The sequence below is a fragment of the Pseudomonas sp. LB3P31 genome (assembly GCF_054897945.1).
In genome coordinates, this window is record NZ_CM142710.1 from 3,507,691 (window position 1) to 3,524,703 (window position 17,013).

General features: G+C 60.8%; 16 protein-coding genes. 11 read left to right on the plus strand and 5 right to left on the minus strand.

Translation table 11 applies throughout. The features are described 5' to 3' along the window. The first annotated feature begins 50 nt into the window (after positions 1-50). From ACYZTK_RS15810 to ACYZTK_RS15840, 7 genes are all read left to right on the plus strand, one after another. A complete protein-coding gene (locus ACYZTK_RS15810) occupies positions 51-1,049 on the plus strand; it encodes a phosphate ABC transporter substrate-binding protein PstS (RefSeq protein WP_462010750.1) in 999 nt (332 codons plus the stop codon). 379 nt (positions 1,050-1,428) lie between these two features. Beyond that, complete coding sequence (locus ACYZTK_RS15815; protein WP_462014908.1) at positions 1,429-3,462, plus strand: ABC transporter permease subunit; 2,034 nt, start codon at positions 1,429-1,431, stop codon at positions 3,460-3,462. Between the two features lie 15 nt (positions 3,463-3,477). Further along, complete coding sequence (gene pstA / locus ACYZTK_RS15820; protein ID WP_462010751.1) at positions 3,478-5,148, plus strand: phosphate ABC transporter permease PstA; 1,671 nt, start codon at positions 3,478-3,480, stop codon at positions 5,146-5,148. 139 nt (positions 5,149-5,287) lie between these two features. Continuing rightward, positions 5,288-6,121 (plus strand): phosphate ABC transporter ATP-binding protein PstB, encoded by an 834-nt coding sequence (pstB, locus tag ACYZTK_RS15825; protein ID WP_462010752.1) that lies wholly within the window; start codon positions 5,288-5,290, stop codon positions 6,119-6,121. Between the two features lie 70 nt (positions 6,122-6,191). Continuing rightward, a complete protein-coding gene (gene phoU, locus ACYZTK_RS15830) occupies positions 6,192-6,953 on the plus strand; it encodes a phosphate signaling complex protein PhoU (protein WP_045057807.1) in 762 nt (253 codons plus the stop codon). A gap of 166 nt (positions 6,954-7,119) precedes the next feature. After that, positions 7,120-8,019 carry a response regulator gene (locus ACYZTK_RS15835; RefSeq protein WP_462010753.1) on the plus strand — a complete coding sequence of 300 codons (900 nt, stop codon included), beginning with the start codon at positions 7,120-7,122 and terminating at the stop codon, positions 8,017-8,019. Between the two features lie 239 nt (positions 8,020-8,258). Then, positions 8,259-9,152, plus strand: a complete 894-nt coding sequence (locus ACYZTK_RS15840; protein ID WP_462010754.1) for a peptidoglycan DD-metalloendopeptidase family protein — start codon at positions 8,259-8,261, stop codon at positions 9,150-9,152. Between the two features lie 108 nt (positions 9,153-9,260). Here ACYZTK_RS15840 and ACYZTK_RS15845 read toward each other — a convergent pair whose 3' ends face one another. From ACYZTK_RS15845 to phoB, 3 genes are all read right to left on the minus strand, one after another. Beyond that, positions 9,261-10,601, minus strand: coding sequence for a hemolysin family protein (locus ACYZTK_RS15845; RefSeq protein ID WP_462010755.1), 1,341 nt, complete (start codon positions 10,599-10,601; stop codon positions 9,261-9,263). A 123-nt stretch (positions 10,602-10,724) separates the two neighbouring features. Further along, positions 10,725-12,011 (minus strand): phosphate regulon sensor histidine kinase PhoR, encoded by a 1,287-nt coding sequence (gene phoR / locus ACYZTK_RS15850; protein WP_462014909.1) that lies wholly within the window; start codon positions 12,009-12,011, stop codon positions 10,725-10,727. Positions 12,012-12,092: 81 nt separating this feature from the next. Further along, positions 12,093-12,782, minus strand: a complete 690-nt coding sequence (phoB, locus tag ACYZTK_RS15855) for a phosphate regulon transcriptional regulator PhoB (RefSeq protein ID WP_008150066.1) — start codon at positions 12,780-12,782, stop codon at positions 12,093-12,095. Positions 12,783-12,934: 152 nt separating this feature from the next. Here phoB and ACYZTK_RS15860 point away from each other — a divergent pair, with 152 nt between their 5' ends. Further along, positions 12,935-13,321, plus strand: coding sequence for a COG4315 family predicted lipoprotein (locus ACYZTK_RS15860; protein ID WP_462010756.1), 387 nt, complete (start codon positions 12,935-12,937; stop codon positions 13,319-13,321). Positions 13,322-13,491: 170 nt separating this feature from the next. Here the strand turns inward: ACYZTK_RS15860 and ubiA are convergent, their stop codons facing one another. Together ubiA and ACYZTK_RS15870 are read right to left on the minus strand one after the other, a co-directional pair. Then, on the minus strand, positions 13,492-14,382 hold the full coding sequence (gene ubiA / locus ACYZTK_RS15865) for a 4-hydroxybenzoate octaprenyltransferase (protein WP_462010757.1): 891 nt from the start codon (positions 14,380-14,382) through the stop codon (positions 13,492-13,494). Then, a complete protein-coding gene (locus tag ACYZTK_RS15870) occupies positions 14,382-14,945 on the minus strand; it encodes a chorismate--pyruvate lyase family protein (protein ID WP_462010758.1) in 564 nt (187 codons plus the stop codon). The genes ubiA and ACYZTK_RS15870 overlap by 1 nt, the downstream gene beginning before the upstream one ends. A gap of 200 nt (positions 14,946-15,145) precedes the next feature. Here ACYZTK_RS15870 and ACYZTK_RS15875 point away from each other — a divergent pair, with 200 nt between their 5' ends. From ACYZTK_RS15875 to ACYZTK_RS15885, 3 genes are all read left to right on the plus strand, one after another. Continuing rightward, positions 15,146-15,313, plus strand: coding sequence for a rubredoxin (locus ACYZTK_RS15875; RefSeq protein ID WP_221731915.1), 168 nt, complete (start codon positions 15,146-15,148; stop codon positions 15,311-15,313). A gap of 19 nt (positions 15,314-15,332) precedes the next feature. Then, positions 15,333-16,481 (plus strand): NAD(P)/FAD-dependent oxidoreductase, encoded by a 1,149-nt coding sequence (locus ACYZTK_RS15880; RefSeq protein ID WP_462010759.1) that lies wholly within the window; start codon positions 15,333-15,335, stop codon positions 16,479-16,481. Between the two features lie 192 nt (positions 16,482-16,673). Then, the gene (locus ACYZTK_RS15885) at positions 16,674-16,949 is read left to right on the plus strand and encodes an HU family DNA-binding protein (RefSeq protein WP_003195589.1); all 276 of its coding nucleotides are present in this window, start codon (positions 16,674-16,676) and stop codon (positions 16,947-16,949) included. Positions 16,950-17,013: the final 64 nt, after the last annotated feature.

Here is a 17,013-nt window from a genome sequence, read left to right on the forward strand (position 1 = left end):
TGCCGATACTTGGCCCCGACTTAACACACCCTATCTGCTAGGAGTAAGGCATGAAACTGAAGCGTTTGATGGCGGCAATGACTTTTGTCGCTGCTGGCGTTGCGACTGCCAACGCGGTTGCCGCTGTTGACCCGTCGATCCCGAGCTACACCAAGACCACTGGTGTGTCGGGCAACCTGTCCAGCGTCGGCTCCGATACCCTGGCCAACCTCATGACCCTGTGGGCCGAGAACTACAAAAAAGAATACCCGAACGTAAACATCCAGATTCAGGCCGCTGGTTCTTCCACTGCGCCACCTGCGTTGACTGAAGGCACCGCTAACCTGGGCCCGATGAGCCGCAAAATGAAGGACAACGAGCTGCAAGCCTTCGAAACCAAATACGGCTACAAGCCAACCGCTATCCCGGTTGCCGTGGACGCCCTGGCCGTATTCGTCCACAAGGACAACCCGATCCAGCACCTGACCATGGAACAAGTCGACGCAGTCTTCTCGTCCACTCGTCTGTGCGGTAACAAAACCGACGTTAAAACCTGGGGCGACCTGGGTGTGACCGGCGACCTGGCGAACAAGCCGGTTCAGCTGTTCGGTCGTAACTCCGTATCCGGCACCTACGGCTACTTCAAGGAAGAAGCCCTGTGCAAAGGCGACTTCAAACCGAACGTCAACGAACAACCAGGTTCGGCCTCGGTCGTGCAGTCGATCAGCTCCTCGCTGAACGGCATCGGTTACTCGGGTATCGGCTACAAGACCGCTAGCGTCAAGACAGTCGCCCTGGCCAAGAAAGGCAGCACAGAGTTCGTCGAAGACACCGAAGAAAACGCCCTGAACGGCAAGTATCCGCTGTCGCGCTTCCTCTACGTTTACGTCAACAAAGCGCCGAACAAGCCTCTGGCCCCGCTGGAAGCTGAGTTCGTGAAACTGGTTCTGTCGAAACAGGGCCAGGAAGTTGTAGTGAAAGACGGCTACATCCCACTGCCAGCCAAAGTTGCCGCAAAGGCACTGGCTGACCTGGGCCTGTCCGAAGGTGGCAACGTAGCAAAGAAGTAACACCCTAGGTCCGGGGCGCGCCCCGGACCACCCCAAATTTTCCGCTCCGCTGCCAGTCTCCACTGGCGGCGGATTTGTTGCGTCACTGCACTGTCATCTTTCTGTCATACAGGATCGCTAGGGTGTGCGAATGAATGATCTGGCCAATTCCACAATGACTACAAATCCCCCCAAGCGAATTGATTTCAATACGCCTGAGTTGCAACGCAAGCGCAAGATGCGCGCGCTTAAAGACCGCCTGACGCGTTGGTACGTCCTCATTGGCGGCCTTGCCGTGCTCGGGGCGATCACACTGATTTTCTTCTTCCTGGCCTACATTGTTGCGCCGCTGTTCCAGGGCGCCGACCTGACGGCCAAGGACTCGATCACGCCTGCCTGGATGCAAGACGCCGGCAAGCCGCTGATGATCTCCCTGGAAGAACAGAACCAGGTGGCCATGCGCGTTTCCGACAAGGGCCAGGCGTTGTTCTTCGACCTCGACAGCGGTGCCGAACTGCGCCGTGTCGATCTGCCGGTTCCGGCCGGTAGCCAGGTGACTTCCATCGGCGAAGACCAGCCTGGCTCGCCATTGGTCGCGGTGGGTTTTTCCAACGGCCAGGCCCTGGTGTTCCGCCACACCTACAAAGTCACCTATCCAGACGGCAAGAAGACCATCTCGCCGGCCATTGAATATCCGTATGGCGAGACTCCGATCGCGCTGAACGAGGCGGGTGGGGCGCTGGAGCACGTCAGCCTCAACGCCACCGATTCGACCCTGTTGCTGGTGGGCTCCACCGGTTCGCAGCTCAACGTGTTGTCGCTGACCCGCGAAGAAAACATGATGACCGGCGAAGTCACCAACGAGCAGAAGCGCATCGAGCTGCCGCAGATGACCGAGTCGGTGAAGAACATCTTCGTCGACCCGCGCCAGCAGTGGCTGTACGTGATCAACGGGCGTGCCCAGGCCGACGTGTTCAGCCTGCGCGACAAGAGCCTCAACGGTCGCTACAAACTGCTTGAAGACGGCGAAGCGCAGATCACTGCCAGCACCCAGCTGGTGGGCGGTATCTCGCTGATCCTCGGCGACTCCAAAGGCGGCCTGGCCCAGTGGTTCATGGCCCGCGACCCGGATGGCGAGCAGCGCCTGAAACAGATTCGCACGTTCCAGATGGGCACCACACCCATCGTCGAAATCACTGCCGAAGAGCGTCGCAAAGGCTTCATCGCCCTTGATGCGTCCGGCAAGCTCGGCGTGTTCCACAGTACTGCGCACCGCACCCTGCTGGTGGACCAGGTGGTCGACGGCCAGGGCATTTTTGGCCTGTCGCCACGGGCCAACCGCGTGATCGTCGAAGCCAACGGCAAGCTGCAACCGCTGTTGCTCGACAACCCGCACCCGGAAGTCTCCTGGAGCGCACTTTGGAGCAAGGTCTGGTACGAGAACTACGACGAGCCTAAATACGTCTGGCAATCGACCGCCGCCAACACCGATTTCGAACCCAAGCTAAGCCTCTCGCCGCTGACGTTCGGCACCCTGAAAGCCGCGTTCTACGCCATGCTGCTGGCTGCTCCACTGGCCGTAGCGGCTGCGATCTACACCGCCTACTTCATGGCGCCGAGCCTGCGCCGCAAGGTCAAGCCGGTGATCGAGCTGATGGAAGCGATGCCGACGGTGATCCTCGGCTTCTTCGCCGGCCTGTTCCTGGCACCTTATGTGGAAGGCCACTTGCCGGGCATTTTCAGCCTGTTGATGCTGTTGCCGATCGGCATTCTGGTGGCGGGCTTCGTCTTCAGTCGCCTGCCTGAATCCATCCGCCTGAAAGTGCCGGACGGCTGGGAAAGCGCCATTCTGATCCCGGTGATTCTGTTTGTGGGCTGGCTGTCGTTGTACATGAGCCCATACATGGAGAACTGGTTCTTTGGCGGCGACATGCGCATGTGGATCTCCCACGACCTGGGCATCACCTACGACCAGCGCAACGCCCTGGTAGTCGGCCTGGCCATGGGTTTCGCGGTGATCCCGAACATCTACTCGATCGCCGAAGACGCCGTGTTCAGCGTGCCACGCGGCCTGACCCTGGGCTCCCTGGCACTCGGCGCCACGCCTTGGCAGACCATGACTCGCGTAGTGATCCTGACTGCCAGCCCGGGTATTTTCTCGGCGCTGATGATCGGCATGGGCCGCGCGGTCGGTGAAACGATGATCGTGCTGATGGCCACCGGTAACACCCCGGTCATGGAAATGAACCTGTTCGAAGGCCTGCGCACACTGGCCGCCAACGTCGCGGTGGAAATGCCCGAATCGGAAGTCGGCGGCAGCCACTACCGCGTGCTGTTCCTTTCGGCCTTGGTGCTGCTGATGTTCACCTTCGTCATGAACACCCTCGCGGAACTGATTCGTCAGCGTCTGCGCAAGAAATACTCGTCGCTTTAAGAAAGGTAGAAGTCTGTGAAACAGAACTCCCTGAATGGATGGTTCAAGAGCGGCGCCCCGGGCGTCTGGATCAGCGGTGGCGCGGTGTCCATCGCGGTCATCATGACCATCGGCTTGCTGGCCGTGATCGCCGTGCGCGGTCTGGGTCACTTCTGGCCGGCGGACCTGGTCCACGCCAGCTACAACGTGCCTGGCCAAGCCAACCACCTGGTGGTTGGCGAAGTGGTGCAGAAAGAAGAAGTGCCCCGCGAGCGCCTGAAAAGCGCTGGCCTGCCGGTGCCTGAACAGGGCCCGGAGTTCATGACCCGCGAGCTGATCAAGGTCGGCAACCGTGACTTGAATGGCAACGATTTCACCTGGATCGTCGGCGAGTGGCTGACCAACCAGACGACGCCGCCCGAGTTGATGGCGATCGAGCGCCGCGAGTGGGGCAACTTCTACGGCTACCTGGTCAACGTCAAACAGGATGGCAAAGTCATCGCTGAGGGCGAGGCAGCGTGGCCTGAGTTGCAGGCGCGTGTCGACCGCGTCAACAGGCTGGCTGGCGAGCTCAAGACCCTGGAAAAATCCGACATCGGCGAGATCAACGCCGGTCTGGAGCGCATCCGCCTGCATGGCCGCAAACTCGAATTGGCCGGCAAGCTGGACGCAACCGCACAAGCCGACATGGAATCCGAGCGTGCCGAAATCAATGCCCGCTACCAGGACATCGAAGCGCGCCTGTCCGACCTGCACGCCCAGTTCAACCGCGACAGCCTGACGGCCCGCGACGCGAACGGCAAAGAGCTCGAAATCGGCATTGGCAAAGTGGTTCACGCCTACCAGCCGAACGCCATGGGCACGATGACCAAGATCGGCTTCTACTTCAGCAAGGTCTGGGAGTTCCTGAGCGACGACCCGCGTGAAGCGAATACCGAAGGCGGGATCTTCCCGGCGATTTTCGGCACCGTGATGATGACGTTGATCATGGCGATGATCGTGACACCGTTTGGCGTGCTGGCTGCGGTGTACCTGCGTGAGTACGCCAAGCAGAACACCATGACTCGCCTGATCCGCATTGCGGTGAACAACCTGGCAGGTGTTCCGGCGATCGTTTACGGCGTGTTCGGCCTGGGCTTCTTTGTGTATGTGCTGGGTGGCTCGGTGGACCGGTTGTTCTTCCCTGAAGCATTGCCGGCGCCGACTTTCGGTACTCCGGGACTGCTCTGGGCTTCCCTGACCCTGGCGCTGCTGGCGGTGCCGGTGGTGATCGTGGCCACTGAAGAAGGTCTGGCGCGGATTCCCCGCACCGTGCGTGAAGGCTCGTTGGCCCTCGGTGCGACCAAGGCGGAAACCCTGTGGAAGATCGTGCTGCCAATGGCCAGCCCGGCGATGATGACCGGCATGATCCTCGCCGTGGCTCGTGCCGCCGGTGAAGTGGCGCCGCTGATGCTCGTGGGTGTGGTGAAACTGGCGCCTTCGCTGCCGCTGGACGGCAACTATCCGTACCTTCACCTTGATCAGAAAATCATGCACCTGGGCTTCCACATCTATGACGTCGGCTTCCAGAGCCCGAACGTCGAAGCAGCGCGGCCATTGGTGTACGCCACGGCGCTGCTGCTGGTGCTGGTGATCGCGACATTGAACCTTTCGGCCGTATATATCCGTAACCACCTGCGCGAAAAATATAAGGCGCTGGATAGCTGATCAACACTGATTTCTATGTGGGAGCGAGCCTGCTCGCGATGGCTTCACTGCGGTTTCCGAGTTAAACCGCGCCGCCTGAATCGCGAGCAGGCTCACTCCCACAAAACCGAACCGAATTTGTTAGCACAGGGAGCCTCCCATGCAGCACGAAACACATACCCACGGCATCAACATGTCCGCCCTGGGCCGCGACAAGCAGAGCCTGACCCTCGAGCAGGAAACCGTGGCCATCGAAGTGCCGGGGCTGAGCCTGTTCTACGGCGACAAGCAGGCGCTGTTCGACGTCAGCATGAACATTCCGAAACAGCGCGTGACCGCCTTTATCGGCCCGTCCGGCTGCGGCAAGTCCACGCTGTTGCGCACCTTCAACCGCATGAACGACCTGGTCGACGGTTGCCGCGTAGAAGGCGCCATAAACCTGTACGGCAACAACATCTACCGTAAGGGCGAAGACGTCGCAGAGCTGCGTCGGCGTGTCGGCATGGTGTTCCAGAAGCCCAACCCGTTTCCGAAGACCATTTACGAAAACGTGGTCTACGGTCTGCGCATCCAGGGCATCAACAAGAAGCGCGTGCTGGATGAAGCCGTCGAGTGGGCGTTGAAAGGCGCCGCCCTGTGGGACGAGGTCAAGGACCGTCTGCACGAGTCGGCACTGGGCCTGTCCGGTGGTCAACAGCAGCGTCTGGTGATCGCCCGCACCATCGCCGTGGAACCGGAAGTGCTGCTGCTCGACGAACCCTGCTCGGCACTCGACCCGATCTCCACGCTGAAAGTCGAAGAACTGATCTACGAACTGAAATCGAAGTTCACCATTGTTATCGTGACCCACAACATGCAACAGGCCGCGCGGGTTTCCGACTACACGGCGTTCATGTACATGGGCAAACTGGTGGAATTCGGCGATACCGATACCCTGTTCACCAATCCGGCGAAGAAGCAGACCGAAGACTACATTACCGGTCGTTACGGCTAGGACTTGTGGTTGCTCACTGAACTGACGCTGCGGTCCACCGCACCTTACCGGACGCTCCAAGGACGCCAACATGATTAGTAAAGAAGGCCTTACCCATCACATCTCCGCGCAGTTCAACGCCGAGCTCGAGGAAGTGCGCAGCCACCTCCTGGCCATGGGCGGGCTGGTGGAAAAGCAGGTCAACGATGCCGTCACCGCGCTGATCGAGGCCGATTCGGGCCTGGCCCAGCAGGTTCGCGAGATTGATGACCAGATCAACCAGATGGAACGCAACATCGACGAAGAGTGCCTGCGCATCCTGGCCCGTCGTCAGCCTGCGGCCTCCGACCTGCGCCTGATCATCAGCATCTCCAAATCGGTGATCGACCTGGAGCGCATCGGTGATGAAGCGACCAAGATCGCCCGCCGCGCCATCCAGTTGTGCGAAGAAGGCGAAGCGCCGCGCGGTTACGTCGAGGTCCGTCACATCGGCGACCAGGTGCGCAACATGGTTCGCGACGCCCTGGACGCCTTTGCCCGCTTCGACGCCGACCTGGCGTTGTCGGTGGCCCAGTACGACAAGATCATCGACCGCGAGTACAAGACCGCCCTGCGTGAGCTGGCGACCTACATGATGGAAGATCCGCGCTCTATCTCGCGGGTCTTGAGCATCATCTGGGTTCTGCGCTCGCTGGAGCGGATCGGCGATCACGCACGCAACATCTCCGAACTGGTGATCTACCTGGTACGCGGCACCGACGTGCGTCACCTGGGCTTGAAGCGGATGAAAGAAGAAGTTGAAGGCACAAGTGGCGAAACCGCTAATGTTCCGGGTGTAGCTGACGATAAGTAAGTTTGCCCAAGAGAAACGCCCGGCCTTTTGGTCGGGCGTTTTTGTTTGCGGCGTACGAATTCGAAGCAGCACCCCGAGAACGAAAAGTCCCGGCGTGACTGAGAGTTTATGGCAGTGTGCCATCAGCAAGTCGCTGTGCTTGCCGGGGTTTTGTAAGGGGTGATGGATGAGTAAGGTCAGTGTGTTGGTCGTGGACGATGCGTCATTCATTCGTGACCTGGTGAAAAAATGCCTGCGTAATTACTTTCCGGGCATCCGGATCGAAGACGCAGTCAACGGCAAGAAGGCCCAGGCCCTGTTGGCCAAGGAAACGTTCGACCTGGTGCTGTGCGATTGGGAAATGCCGGAAATGTCCGGCCTGGAATTGCTCACCTGGTGCCGCGAGCAGGACCGTCTGAAGACCATGCCGTTTGTGATGGTGACCAGCCGTGGCGACAAGGAGAACGTCGTCCAGGCGATCCAGGCGGGGGTTTCCGGCTACGTCAGCAAGCCCTTCAACAACGAGCAGTTGCTGACCAAGGTCAAGCAGGCCCTGAACAAGATCGGCAAGCTCGATGCGTTGATGAACAGCGCGCCGGCCAAGATCAGCTCGGCCTTCGGCAACGACTCCCTGAACGCGCTCACCGGTGGGCAGGCAACCGTGGTGGTTGCGCCTGCGTCCCCCGCACCATCGCGTGGCCTGCTCAATACTCCAACGACCAAGCCTGCTGCGCCGACCGCTGCCTCCGGTGGCCGCGGCCATGGGCAGCTGCGCCTGTCGAGTGGCAATCAGCAGTGCGTGATCAAGGCCTTGAGTCTCAAGGAAGCGTTGTTGGTAGTGAAACGTACCGACACGCTGCCGCAGGTGCTCGACAGCGCTGTGCTCGATCTGGAGCAGGGGGACAACGCTGAGGTTGCACGTCTGAATGGTTACCTGCATGCCATCGTCGCCTACGAACCCAAGCCTGACAGCGAGTGGTTGCAGCTGACCTTCCGTTTTGTGGACCAGGACGCGCAGAAGCTCGATTACATATCGCGATTGATAGCACGTGGTACGGTACAGAAGCATTTTGTGCCGGGTGCTTGATCTTTCATAGCCTCAAGGGACGCCTTCGCGATCAAGCCCGCTCCCACAGGAAATTTCCTCTGTGAACTGGATCTCCAGCACAGAGAGGATCCCTGTGGGAGCGGGCTTGCTCGCGAAGACGCCAGCAAAATCACCACACATCCATCGATCCGCCGATTTTGAAACATCTGCCCCCCCACCCAGGTCCATTGCAGCTGCTAGGCTCCCTCCCAGGCCTTCCCCCGACAGAACCTTTGCCCATGCTCGCGCGCCTGCTGTTTTTCTGTGGTCTTTTCCTGGCCTCCACTTCGGTCGTGGCCATGACTATCTACAAGTCCAAGGACGCCAACGGCGTGGTTTCCTACAGCGACCGCCCCTCCAAAGGCGCCAAGGTCTTCGTCTTTCGTGATCGCATGGTCGAGCGCCTTGAAGGCCAGGTGTATCTCGACATCAAGAAACAGCAGGGCGCCGACAGCGTGTTCGCGCGCAACGACCTGTACGCGCCGGTCGAGATCGAATTGAATTTTGTCGGTCTGAAAAACATCACTGGCGCGCCAAGCCGACCGATTCGCCGGGTGCTACCGGCGCGCAGCAACCTGCGTCTGGCGCTGCTCACGGCGACTCGCGCGGGCAGACCTCTGGTGTATACCCCGATGTTCAAATATTCCCTGGGTGACCCGGCAGGCGCCGCCATGGCCTACCGCTACCCATTGCCGTGGCGAGGCGGACCGTTTCGCCTGAGTCAGGGCGCCAATGGTCAATACAGCCACTACGGTGCCAAAAACCGTTACGCCATGGACATCGCCATGCCCGAAGGCACGCCGATCATCGCGGCCAGGGGCGGCATGGTGGTGAAGACCGAAAATAGCCAGACCGGGCGGGGTACCGATCCGTCAGGCAATTTCGTGCGGGTGCTGCACGATGACGGGACCATGGGCGTGTACCTGCACCTGATGCAGGGCTCGGTCAGCGTTCGGGAAGGTCAGCGGGTGGCGGTGGGCAGTGCCCTGGCGCTGTCGGGCAATACCGGCAACAGCAGCGGGCCGCACCTGCACTTTGTGGTGCAGCGCAATACCGGGATGGGGCTGGTGTCGATACCGTACCAGTTCAATCAACCAGTCGGCGCGTTGCCCAACTTTGCGCTTGGGCCTTAGAAGCAAAAGATCGCAGCCTCCGGCAGCTCCTACAGGGTCAGGTGTACGCCCGTAGGAGCTGCCGAAGGCTGCGATCTTTTGGGATCAACGCGGTCTCCCGCGTCGCATTCAGTCGAGCATCAACACCTTGGCCAACACAATCTTCGGCCCTTTCATCTTCTTGATGATGATCCGCAGACCCTCGACCTCCAGCACCTCTTCCTCCTCCGGCACCCGCTTCAAGCTGTCGTAGACCAACCCGGCCAGGGTCTCGGCTTCAACGTGGTCCAGGTCGATGCCCAGCAGTCGCTCCACCTTGAACAGCGGAGTATCGCCGCGCACCAGCAACTTGCCCGGTTGATACGCAAGGATCCCGCGCTCGGCCTTGCGGTGCTCGTCCTGGATATCACCCACCAGCACTTCCAGCACGTCTTCCATGGTCAGGTAGCCGATGATATTGCCGTCTGCTTCCTCAACCAGCGCAAAGTGCGAGCCGCCTTTGCGGAACTGCTCCAGCAGCTGCGAAAGCGGCATGTGACGCGATACGCGCTCCAGCGGACGGGTCAGTTCGGCGAGGTTGAACGACTCGGGAATATGGTCCAGCGCCGCCAGTTCCAGCAGCAGGTCCTTGATGTGCAGCAGGCCGACGAACTCCTGGCTGTCACTGTCGTACACCGGGTAACGGCTGAATTTGTGGCGACGGAACATCGCCAGGATTTCCTTGAGCGGCGCGTTGAACTCCAGCGTCACCAGGTCTTCCCGGGAGTTGGCCCAGTCGACCACTTCCAGCTCGCCCATTTCCACGGCCGAGGCCAATACACGCATGCCTTGGTCGCTCGGGTCCTGGCCACGGCTGGAGTGCAGGATCAGCTTCAGTTCTTCGCGGCTGTAGTGATGATCGTGATGCGGGCCGGGTTCACCCTGGCCCGCAATCCGCAGGATGAAGTTGGCGCTGGCGTTCAGCAGGTAGATGGCCGGGTACATGGCCCAGTAGAACAGGTACAGCGGCACCGCAGTCCACAGCGACAGCAGTTCGGGTTTGCGGATGGCCCAGGATTTCGGGGCCAACTCGCCGATCACGATGTGCAGGTACGAGATGATGAAAAACGCGGTGAAGAACGACACGCCTTTGACCACTTCGGCAGACTCGACGCCCACAGCGCTCAGGAGCGGTTCGAGAATATGCGCAAACGCCGGCTCACCGACCCAGCCGAGGCCAAGGGAAGCCAGGGTGATACCCAACTGGCACGCCGAGAGGTACGCGTCGAGCTGACTGTGAACAGTGCGCAGGATATGTCCGCGCCAGCCGTTCTTTTCTGCAATGGCTTCGACCCGGGTCGAGCGCAGTTTGACCATGGCAAATTCCGCCGCAACGAAGAAGCCGTTGAGCAAAACCAGGATCAGAGCAAAAAGAATCATGCCGAAATCGGCGAAGAGTGTCGCGAGGGTCAAGCCAGGGGATGGGTCCATGATGGAGTTTTGCGGGTTCCGTGTATTCGAAAGAAAGGAAAGCAGTGCACCTGAAAGGCAGGCGCCAGTCAGCCAATGTAGCGGCTGACTGGTCGATTGCCTAGTGGCGCGTGCTGGCCGGTATCAGTCGGCTGTGTCGATGAGCACGGATTTGCTGACCTGGGCCGGGGCGAAATGGCAGGTAAACGTACTGCCGTGCCCTGGCACGCTGCTGATTTCCATCCGTGCGCGGTGGCGCAACAGCACGTGCTTGACGATGGCCAGGCCGAGGCCGGTGCCGCCGGTGTTGGAGTTGCGGCTGGAGTCGACCCGGTAGAAGCGTTCAGTCAGGCGCGGCAGGTGTTTGCTGTCGATGCCGATGCCAGAGTCCTGCACGCTCAGGTGCGCGCCTTGCTCATCGGCCCACCAGCGAATGCGGATGTTGCCTTCGGCCGGTGTGTACTTCACCGCGTTGAACACCAGATTCGAAAACGCGCTGCGCAGTTCCGCTTCACTGCCCTTGAGCAGAATGGTCGGGTCGGCTTCCAGGGTGATGTGTTGGTTTTTCTGGCCGGACAGCTGCTGCGCGTCGCTCTTGATCGACTGCAACAAGCCGTCGATGGCCACTGGCGCGTTGTCCGAGGGGTAATCGGTGGCCTCCAGCTTCGCCAGCAACAGCAGGTCGTTGAGCAAGGTCTGCATCCGCCCACCTTGCTGCTGCATCTGCTGCAGGGCTCGGGACCAGCGCGGGTTCACTTCCTCGACGTTATCCAGCAGCGTTTCCAGGTAACCACAGATCACCGTCAGCGGCGTGCGCAGCTCGTGGGAAACGTTGGCGATGAAGTCTTTGCGCATCTGCTCCAGCTGATGAATGCGCGTTACGTCGCGTACCAGCATTAAGTGCTCGTTGTTGCCGTAGCGAGTGATGTACAGCTGGATGCGCAGCCGATCGTTGGTCGGCGACGGAATTTCCAGCGGCTCGGCGTAACTGTCCTGCTCGAAATATTCCTTGAAGCGCGGATGACGCACCAGGTTGGTCACCGGCTGGCCGCTGTCCTGTGGGGTTTTGAGGCCCAGCAGGGTTTCGGCGGCGCGGTTCCACCATTCCAGGTTGCCGTCGGTGTCGAGCATGATCACCGCGTCTTTGAGCGCCGCCGTGGATTCCTGCACCCGGTCGATCACCGCTTGCAGGCGCCCACGTACTCGTTGGTCGCGGCGCTGCAGGTGATAAATGCTGTCGAACACCTCGCCCCACAGGCCGTAGCCGTCGGGCGGTGCTTCATCGGGTTTGTGCAGGCGCAGCCACTCGTGCAGGCGCAGCAATTGCTTGAGGGTCCAGGCCAGGTACAGGCCCAGGCCTGCGGCGAGGCTCCAGCCGTAATAGCCGGTAATCAGGCCGATCACCAGGCAAGCGGTGACCAGCAGCAGCATGTGGCGAATCAGGGTGCCATGCCAGTTTTGGTTCACGTGAAGCGCGTCCTTGTCAGCTTATCGGGCGGGAACTATCCGGGGTCAGGCCTTGGTGGAAAACCTGTAACCGGTGCCGCGCACGGTTTGTACCAGATTTTCGTAGGCATCGCCGAGGGCTTTGCGCAGGCGACGGATGTGCACGTCGACGGTGCGTTCTTCGACATAGACGTTGCCGCCCCAGACCTGATCCAGCAGCTGGCCGCGGGTGTAGGCGCGTTCCTGGTGGGTCATGAAGAATTGCAGCAGGCGGTATTCGGTCGGGCCCATCTCGGCGGGTTTGCCGTCGATGGTCACGCGGTGGCTGATCGGGTCCAGCAGCAGGCCGCCGACTTCGATCGGCGTCTCGCCATCAGTCGGGCCGGCGCGGCGCAGCACGGCCTTGAGGCGCGCCACCAGTTCGCGTGGGGAAAACGGTTTGGTGATGTAGTCATCGGCGCCGACTTCAAGACCCTGGATCTTGTTGTCCTCTTCGCCTTTGGCGGTGAGCATGATGATCGGGATGTCCCCGGTCAGCTCGTCGCGCTTGAGACGGCGGGCCAGTTCGATACCGGATGTGCCGGGCAGCATCCAGTCGAGCAGGATCAGGTCCGGCTTGCGGTCGACGATGATGGCGTGGGCCTGCTGGGAGTTCTCAGCCTCCAGGCAGTCATAGCCGGCCATTTCCAACGCAACGGCGATCATTTCGCGAATGGGCGCTTCGTCGTCGACGATCAGAATGCTCCTGCCAACCATGCCTAAATCCTCTTGTCATTTACCTGTCTTGCGCCGCATTAGATAACGGAATTATTGCAGTCGTGTGACAGTATTTTAGTCCACCAGCGTTTGTGGGGATCCTGAACTAAGCTCTAAGTCCGAATCCTGACAACCACAAAAGGAAGGTTTCCATGAAGCACATCGCTCAATCCTGGAAGGCGCTACTGGTTACGGCAGCGCTAACGCTGCCAACAATGGCCTTCGCTGCAGATCCGGGCATGGTCAAGGATGGCATGTTGGTTGACCACAAGGGTATGACGTTGTACACCTTCGATAATGACACGGGCGGCAAATCGGCCTGTACCGGTAAGTGCGCAGAAAACTGGCCGCCGCTCAAAGCCACCGATTCCGATAAGTCCGAAGGCAAGTGGACCACTATCAAGCGTGATGACGGCACGATGCAGTGGGCGTTCGACGGCAAGCCGCTGTACTACTTCGTCCAGGACAAGAAGCCAGGAGACATGACTGGCGACAAGAAAATGGACAAGTGGCACGTGCTCCAAGGGCCTAAGATGTAACCCCTGGAACTCGTAACCCCTGTAGCAGCTGCCGAAGGCTGCGTTAGGCTGCGAAGCAGTCGTAAACCCTACGCGCGCGGTGCACCCGACGAACCGCGTGGGCATGTTTTACGACTGCTTCGCAGCCGGACGCAGCCTTCGCCAGCTGCTGCACAAAGGCGTGTGCAGGCTCAGCGCAGCGCGTAATCCAGAACAATCCCGACAAAAATCGCCAGCCCCGCCCAGTGGTTGTGCAGGAACGCCTTGAAGCAGCGCATCCGGTCCTTGCCCCGGGTGTACCAGAATTCCCAGGCAAAACAGCCCGCTGCTGCCAGCAGTCCGAGGTGGAACCAGCCTCCAAGTTCGAACTTGGAACCGGCCAGCAACAGGCAGCCCAACGCCAAACCTTGCAGCGTCAGGATAATCACCCGGTCCGCTTCGCCAAACAGAATGGCGGTGGATTTCACCCCGATCTTCAGGTCGTCGTCGCGGTCAGTCATCGCGTAATAAGTGTCGTAACCCACGGTCCACAGCAGATTGGCGATCCACAGCAACCAGGCTGCGGCCGGCAACTCGCCGGTCTCGGCGGTGAACGCCATCGGCATCCCCCAGGAAAATGCTGCGCCCAGTACCACCTGCGGGTAATAGGTGTAACGCTTCATGAATGGATAGGTGAACGCCAGCGCCAGGCCTCCAAACGATAACCAGATCGTCGGGGCATTGGTGCACAGCACCAGCAGAAAGCTCAGGCCCATCAGCAGCGCAAAGAACACCAGCGCCTCTTTCGAGCTGATCCTGCCGGCGGCCAACGGGCGTTGTGCGGTGCGTTTGACGTGGCCATCGACCTTGCGGTCCGCCCAGTCATTGATCACGCAACCACCGGCACGGGTCAGCACCACGCCGAGGACAAAAATCACGATATTGGCCAGGGACGGCGAACCCTTGCCGGCGATCCACAATGCCCACAGGGTCGGCCACAACAGCAGGTAAATGCCGATTGGCTTGTCCATGCGGGTCAGCTGGACGAAATCCCACGCCCTCGGGTTCAGACGGTTCAGGGACTTGAGCAGGCTCTGATACATCAGCAATTCTCCGGATGGGCGCGGGCAGCCGTCCACAGGGTCGGCAGGAAAATTTCGGCCACCAGCACGCTCAGCGCACCTCGATCAAAACGCGAGCGCCGGCCCCACAGCTGCGGTGCGCGGCAATCCAGCGGCAGCCACTGCTCAGGGTAGTGACACACCTCGATGGCGCGACGCTGAAACGCCTGGTCGCAAAACAGCAACTCGCCCAGCGAGCGGCTGCCCAGTTCGTCCATGTGCAGCCCGTCACCCTGCAGCGCACTGCGCGACGCCACGCTACGGGCAAACACCCAGGCCTCGCCATGCCCGCGTAAATACACCTCGCGCACCCAGCCTTCGCTGCCCTCGGCCAGGTCCAGCGCGGCGCATTCATCGGCGCGCAGAGGCTGCCAGCCTTCGAACAGCGGCGTGACGCTGAATCCGTCATTCGACAGGCGCGTCAGGCGCCGGGTCAACGAGCCTTCGTCGAACAGCCAGTCGAGCGTGGATAAGTCGGGGAGGGGGGCGAGCTGGCCTTGAAGGAGCCAGAGCGGGGCCGTGCGGGGGAGAGTTGAGTGCGGCACAGTGAGTCATTATTGGCAGCAAATGAGGCGGCGAGCTTACCATGTCGCTCGGCGATTTTGATTGATCGGGCATGGCGTTGCGTCGAACAGGCTTGCATCTGCCCGGCTCGATCAGTACAAAACGCCCTGAGCCGGACGGCAGTGCTGCAACCATCGACCGTTCGCGCCGGCAAAAGCCTGAAACCTGAGGAAATACCTGAATGAAAAAGTGGCAATGTGTGGTCTGCGGCCTGATCTATAACGAAGCCGACGGCTGGCCGGACGACGGCATTGCGCCGGGCACCCTGTGGCAGGACGTGCCGCAAGACTGGCTGTGCCCGGACTGCGGCGTCGGCAAGATGGATTTCGAAATGATCGAAATCAACTAAGACATTAGAGGAGTAGAGAATGAACGCACCTGTCGTGATCGTCGGCACCGGGCTGGCTGGCTACAACCTGGCCCGGGAGTTTCGCAAACTCGATGGCGAAACCCCGCTGCTGCTGATTACCGCAGATGACGGACGTTCCTACTCCAAGCCGATGCTGTCCACCGGCTTCGGCAAGAACAAGGACGCCGACGGCCTGAGCATGGCCGAGCCCGGGGCCATGGCCGAGCAGCTGAAGGCTGAGGTGCGCACCCACACCCGCATCAGCGGCATCGACCCTGGCCACAAGCGCCTGTGGATCGGCGAAGAATCAGTGATCTACCGCGACCTGGTGCTGGCTTGGGGCGCAGAAACCGTGCGCGTGCCTATCGAAGGCGATGCGGCGGACTGCGTGTTCCCGATCAACGACCTCGAAGACTACGCGCGCTTTCGTGCAGCCGCCGCCGGCAAACACCGGGTCTTGCTGCTGGGCGCCGGGCTGATCGGCTGCGAATTTGCCAACGACCTGATCGCTGGCGGTTACGAAGTGCAACTGGTTGCCCCTTGTGAGCAGGTCATGCCCACCTTGCTGCACCCGGCGGCGGCCGCTGCAGTCCAGGCCGGCCTGGAGAGCCTTGGTGCGCGCTTCCATCTCGGGCCGGTGCTCAACCGCCTGCAACGCGTCGCTGACGGGCTGGAAGCGCACCTGTCCGATGGCCAGGTGCTTGCCTGCGACCTGGTGGTGTCCGCCATCGGCTTGCGCCCGCGCATCGACCTGGCTGCCGCAGCGGGCTTGCAGGTCAATCGCGGCGTGGTGGTCGACCGCCACCTGCAGACTTCCCACGCCAACATCTACGCCCTGGGCGACTGCGCCGAGGTCGATGGGCTGAATTTGCTGTACGTCATGCCCCTCATGAGTTGTGCGAGAGCGCTGGCCCAGACCCTGGCCGGCAACCCGACTCCGGTGAACTACGGCGCAATGCCGATCACCGTCAAAACGCCCATCTGCCCCCTGGTGGTTTCTCCGCCGCCGCGCGGTCTGGAAGGCGTCTGGACCGTGGAAGGGCGGGGCCCGGACATCAAGGCCCTGTGCCGCGACGCCAGCGGCAAACTGCTCGGTTACGCCCTCACAGGCACGGCCGTTATGGAAAAAATGGCACTGAACAAAGAGCTTCCCGCGCTGCTGGCGTAAATACTGGTCGTTCTGTCGGAATCACCCCGGGTTTGCCCCCACAAACGTCGCGCCGAGACTGGCGCGGCTTCCCGCTGCGTGCCATCCTCACTCCCGTCTGCCGCAGAGTAGAGCACCTGCGGCGCTTTTGGCGCTGTTCCAACGAGAACAGCACGGACATAACAACAAAAAACCGTCAAAGGGGCTTCACTAATGCGTAAACCAGACCTCGCCGCAGCAATCGCTGAAAAAGCAGATCTCACCAAAGAGCAGGCCAACCGCGTCCTCAACGCCGTCCTCGAAGAAATCACCGGCGCCCTGCACCGCAAGGACAGCGTCACGCTGGTAGGCTTCGGCACCTTCCTGCAACGCCACCGCGGCGCCCGCACCGGCAAAAACCCGCAGACCGGTGAGCCAGTCAAAATCAAGGCCAGCAACACGGTTGCGTTCAAGCCAGGCAAGTCGTTGAAGGACAGTGTTAATCCATAATTCGCGTCCCGATCCCGCATAGCGGGGGAGCAGAATATAGAATGGGCACGCCAACCTGGTTGGG

Coding starts and splice junctions, on each gene's coding strand:
- ACYZTK_RS15810 (WP_462010750.1), top strand. CDS start 51: ATGAAACTGAAGCGTTTGATGGCGGCAATGACTTTTGTCGCTGCTGGC.
- ACYZTK_RS15815 (WP_462014908.1), top strand. CDS start 1,429: ATGCAAGACGCCGGCAAGCCGCTGATGATCTCCCTGGAAGAACAGAAC.
- pstB (WP_462010752.1), top strand. CDS start 5,288: ATGCAGCACGAAACACATACCCACGGCATCAACATGTCCGCCCTGGGC.
- phoU (WP_045057807.1), top strand. CDS start 6,192: ATGATTAGTAAAGAAGGCCTTACCCATCACATCTCCGCGCAGTTCAAC.
- ACYZTK_RS15835 (WP_462010753.1), top strand. CDS start 7,120: ATGAGTAAGGTCAGTGTGTTGGTCGTGGACGATGCGTCATTCATTCGT.
- ACYZTK_RS15840 (WP_462010754.1), top strand. CDS start 8,259: ATGCTCGCGCGCCTGCTGTTTTTCTGTGGTCTTTTCCTGGCCTCCACT.
- ACYZTK_RS15845 (WP_462010755.1), bottom strand. CDS start 10,601: ATGGACCCATCCCCTGGCTTGACCCTCGCGACACTCTTCGCCGATTTC.
- phoR (WP_462014909.1), bottom strand. CDS start 12,011: ATGCTGCTGCTGGTCACCGCTTGCCTGGTGATCGGCCTGATTACCGGC.
- phoB (WP_008150066.1), bottom strand. CDS start 12,782: ATGGTTGGCAGGAGCATTCTGATCGTCGACGACGAAGCGCCCATTCGC.
- ACYZTK_RS15860 (WP_462010756.1), top strand. CDS start 12,935: ATGAAGCACATCGCTCAATCCTGGAAGGCGCTACTGGTTACGGCAGCG.
- ubiA (WP_462010757.1), bottom strand. CDS start 14,382: ATGTATCAGAGCCTGCTCAAGTCCCTGAACCGTCTGAACCCGAGGGCG.
- ACYZTK_RS15875 (WP_221731915.1), top strand. CDS start 15,146: ATGAAAAAGTGGCAATGTGTGGTCTGCGGCCTGATCTATAACGAAGCC.
- ACYZTK_RS15880 (WP_462010759.1), top strand. CDS start 15,333: ATGAACGCACCTGTCGTGATCGTCGGCACCGGGCTGGCTGGCTACAAC.
- ACYZTK_RS15885 (WP_003195589.1), top strand. CDS start 16,674: ATGCGTAAACCAGACCTCGCCGCAGCAATCGCTGAAAAAGCAGATCTC.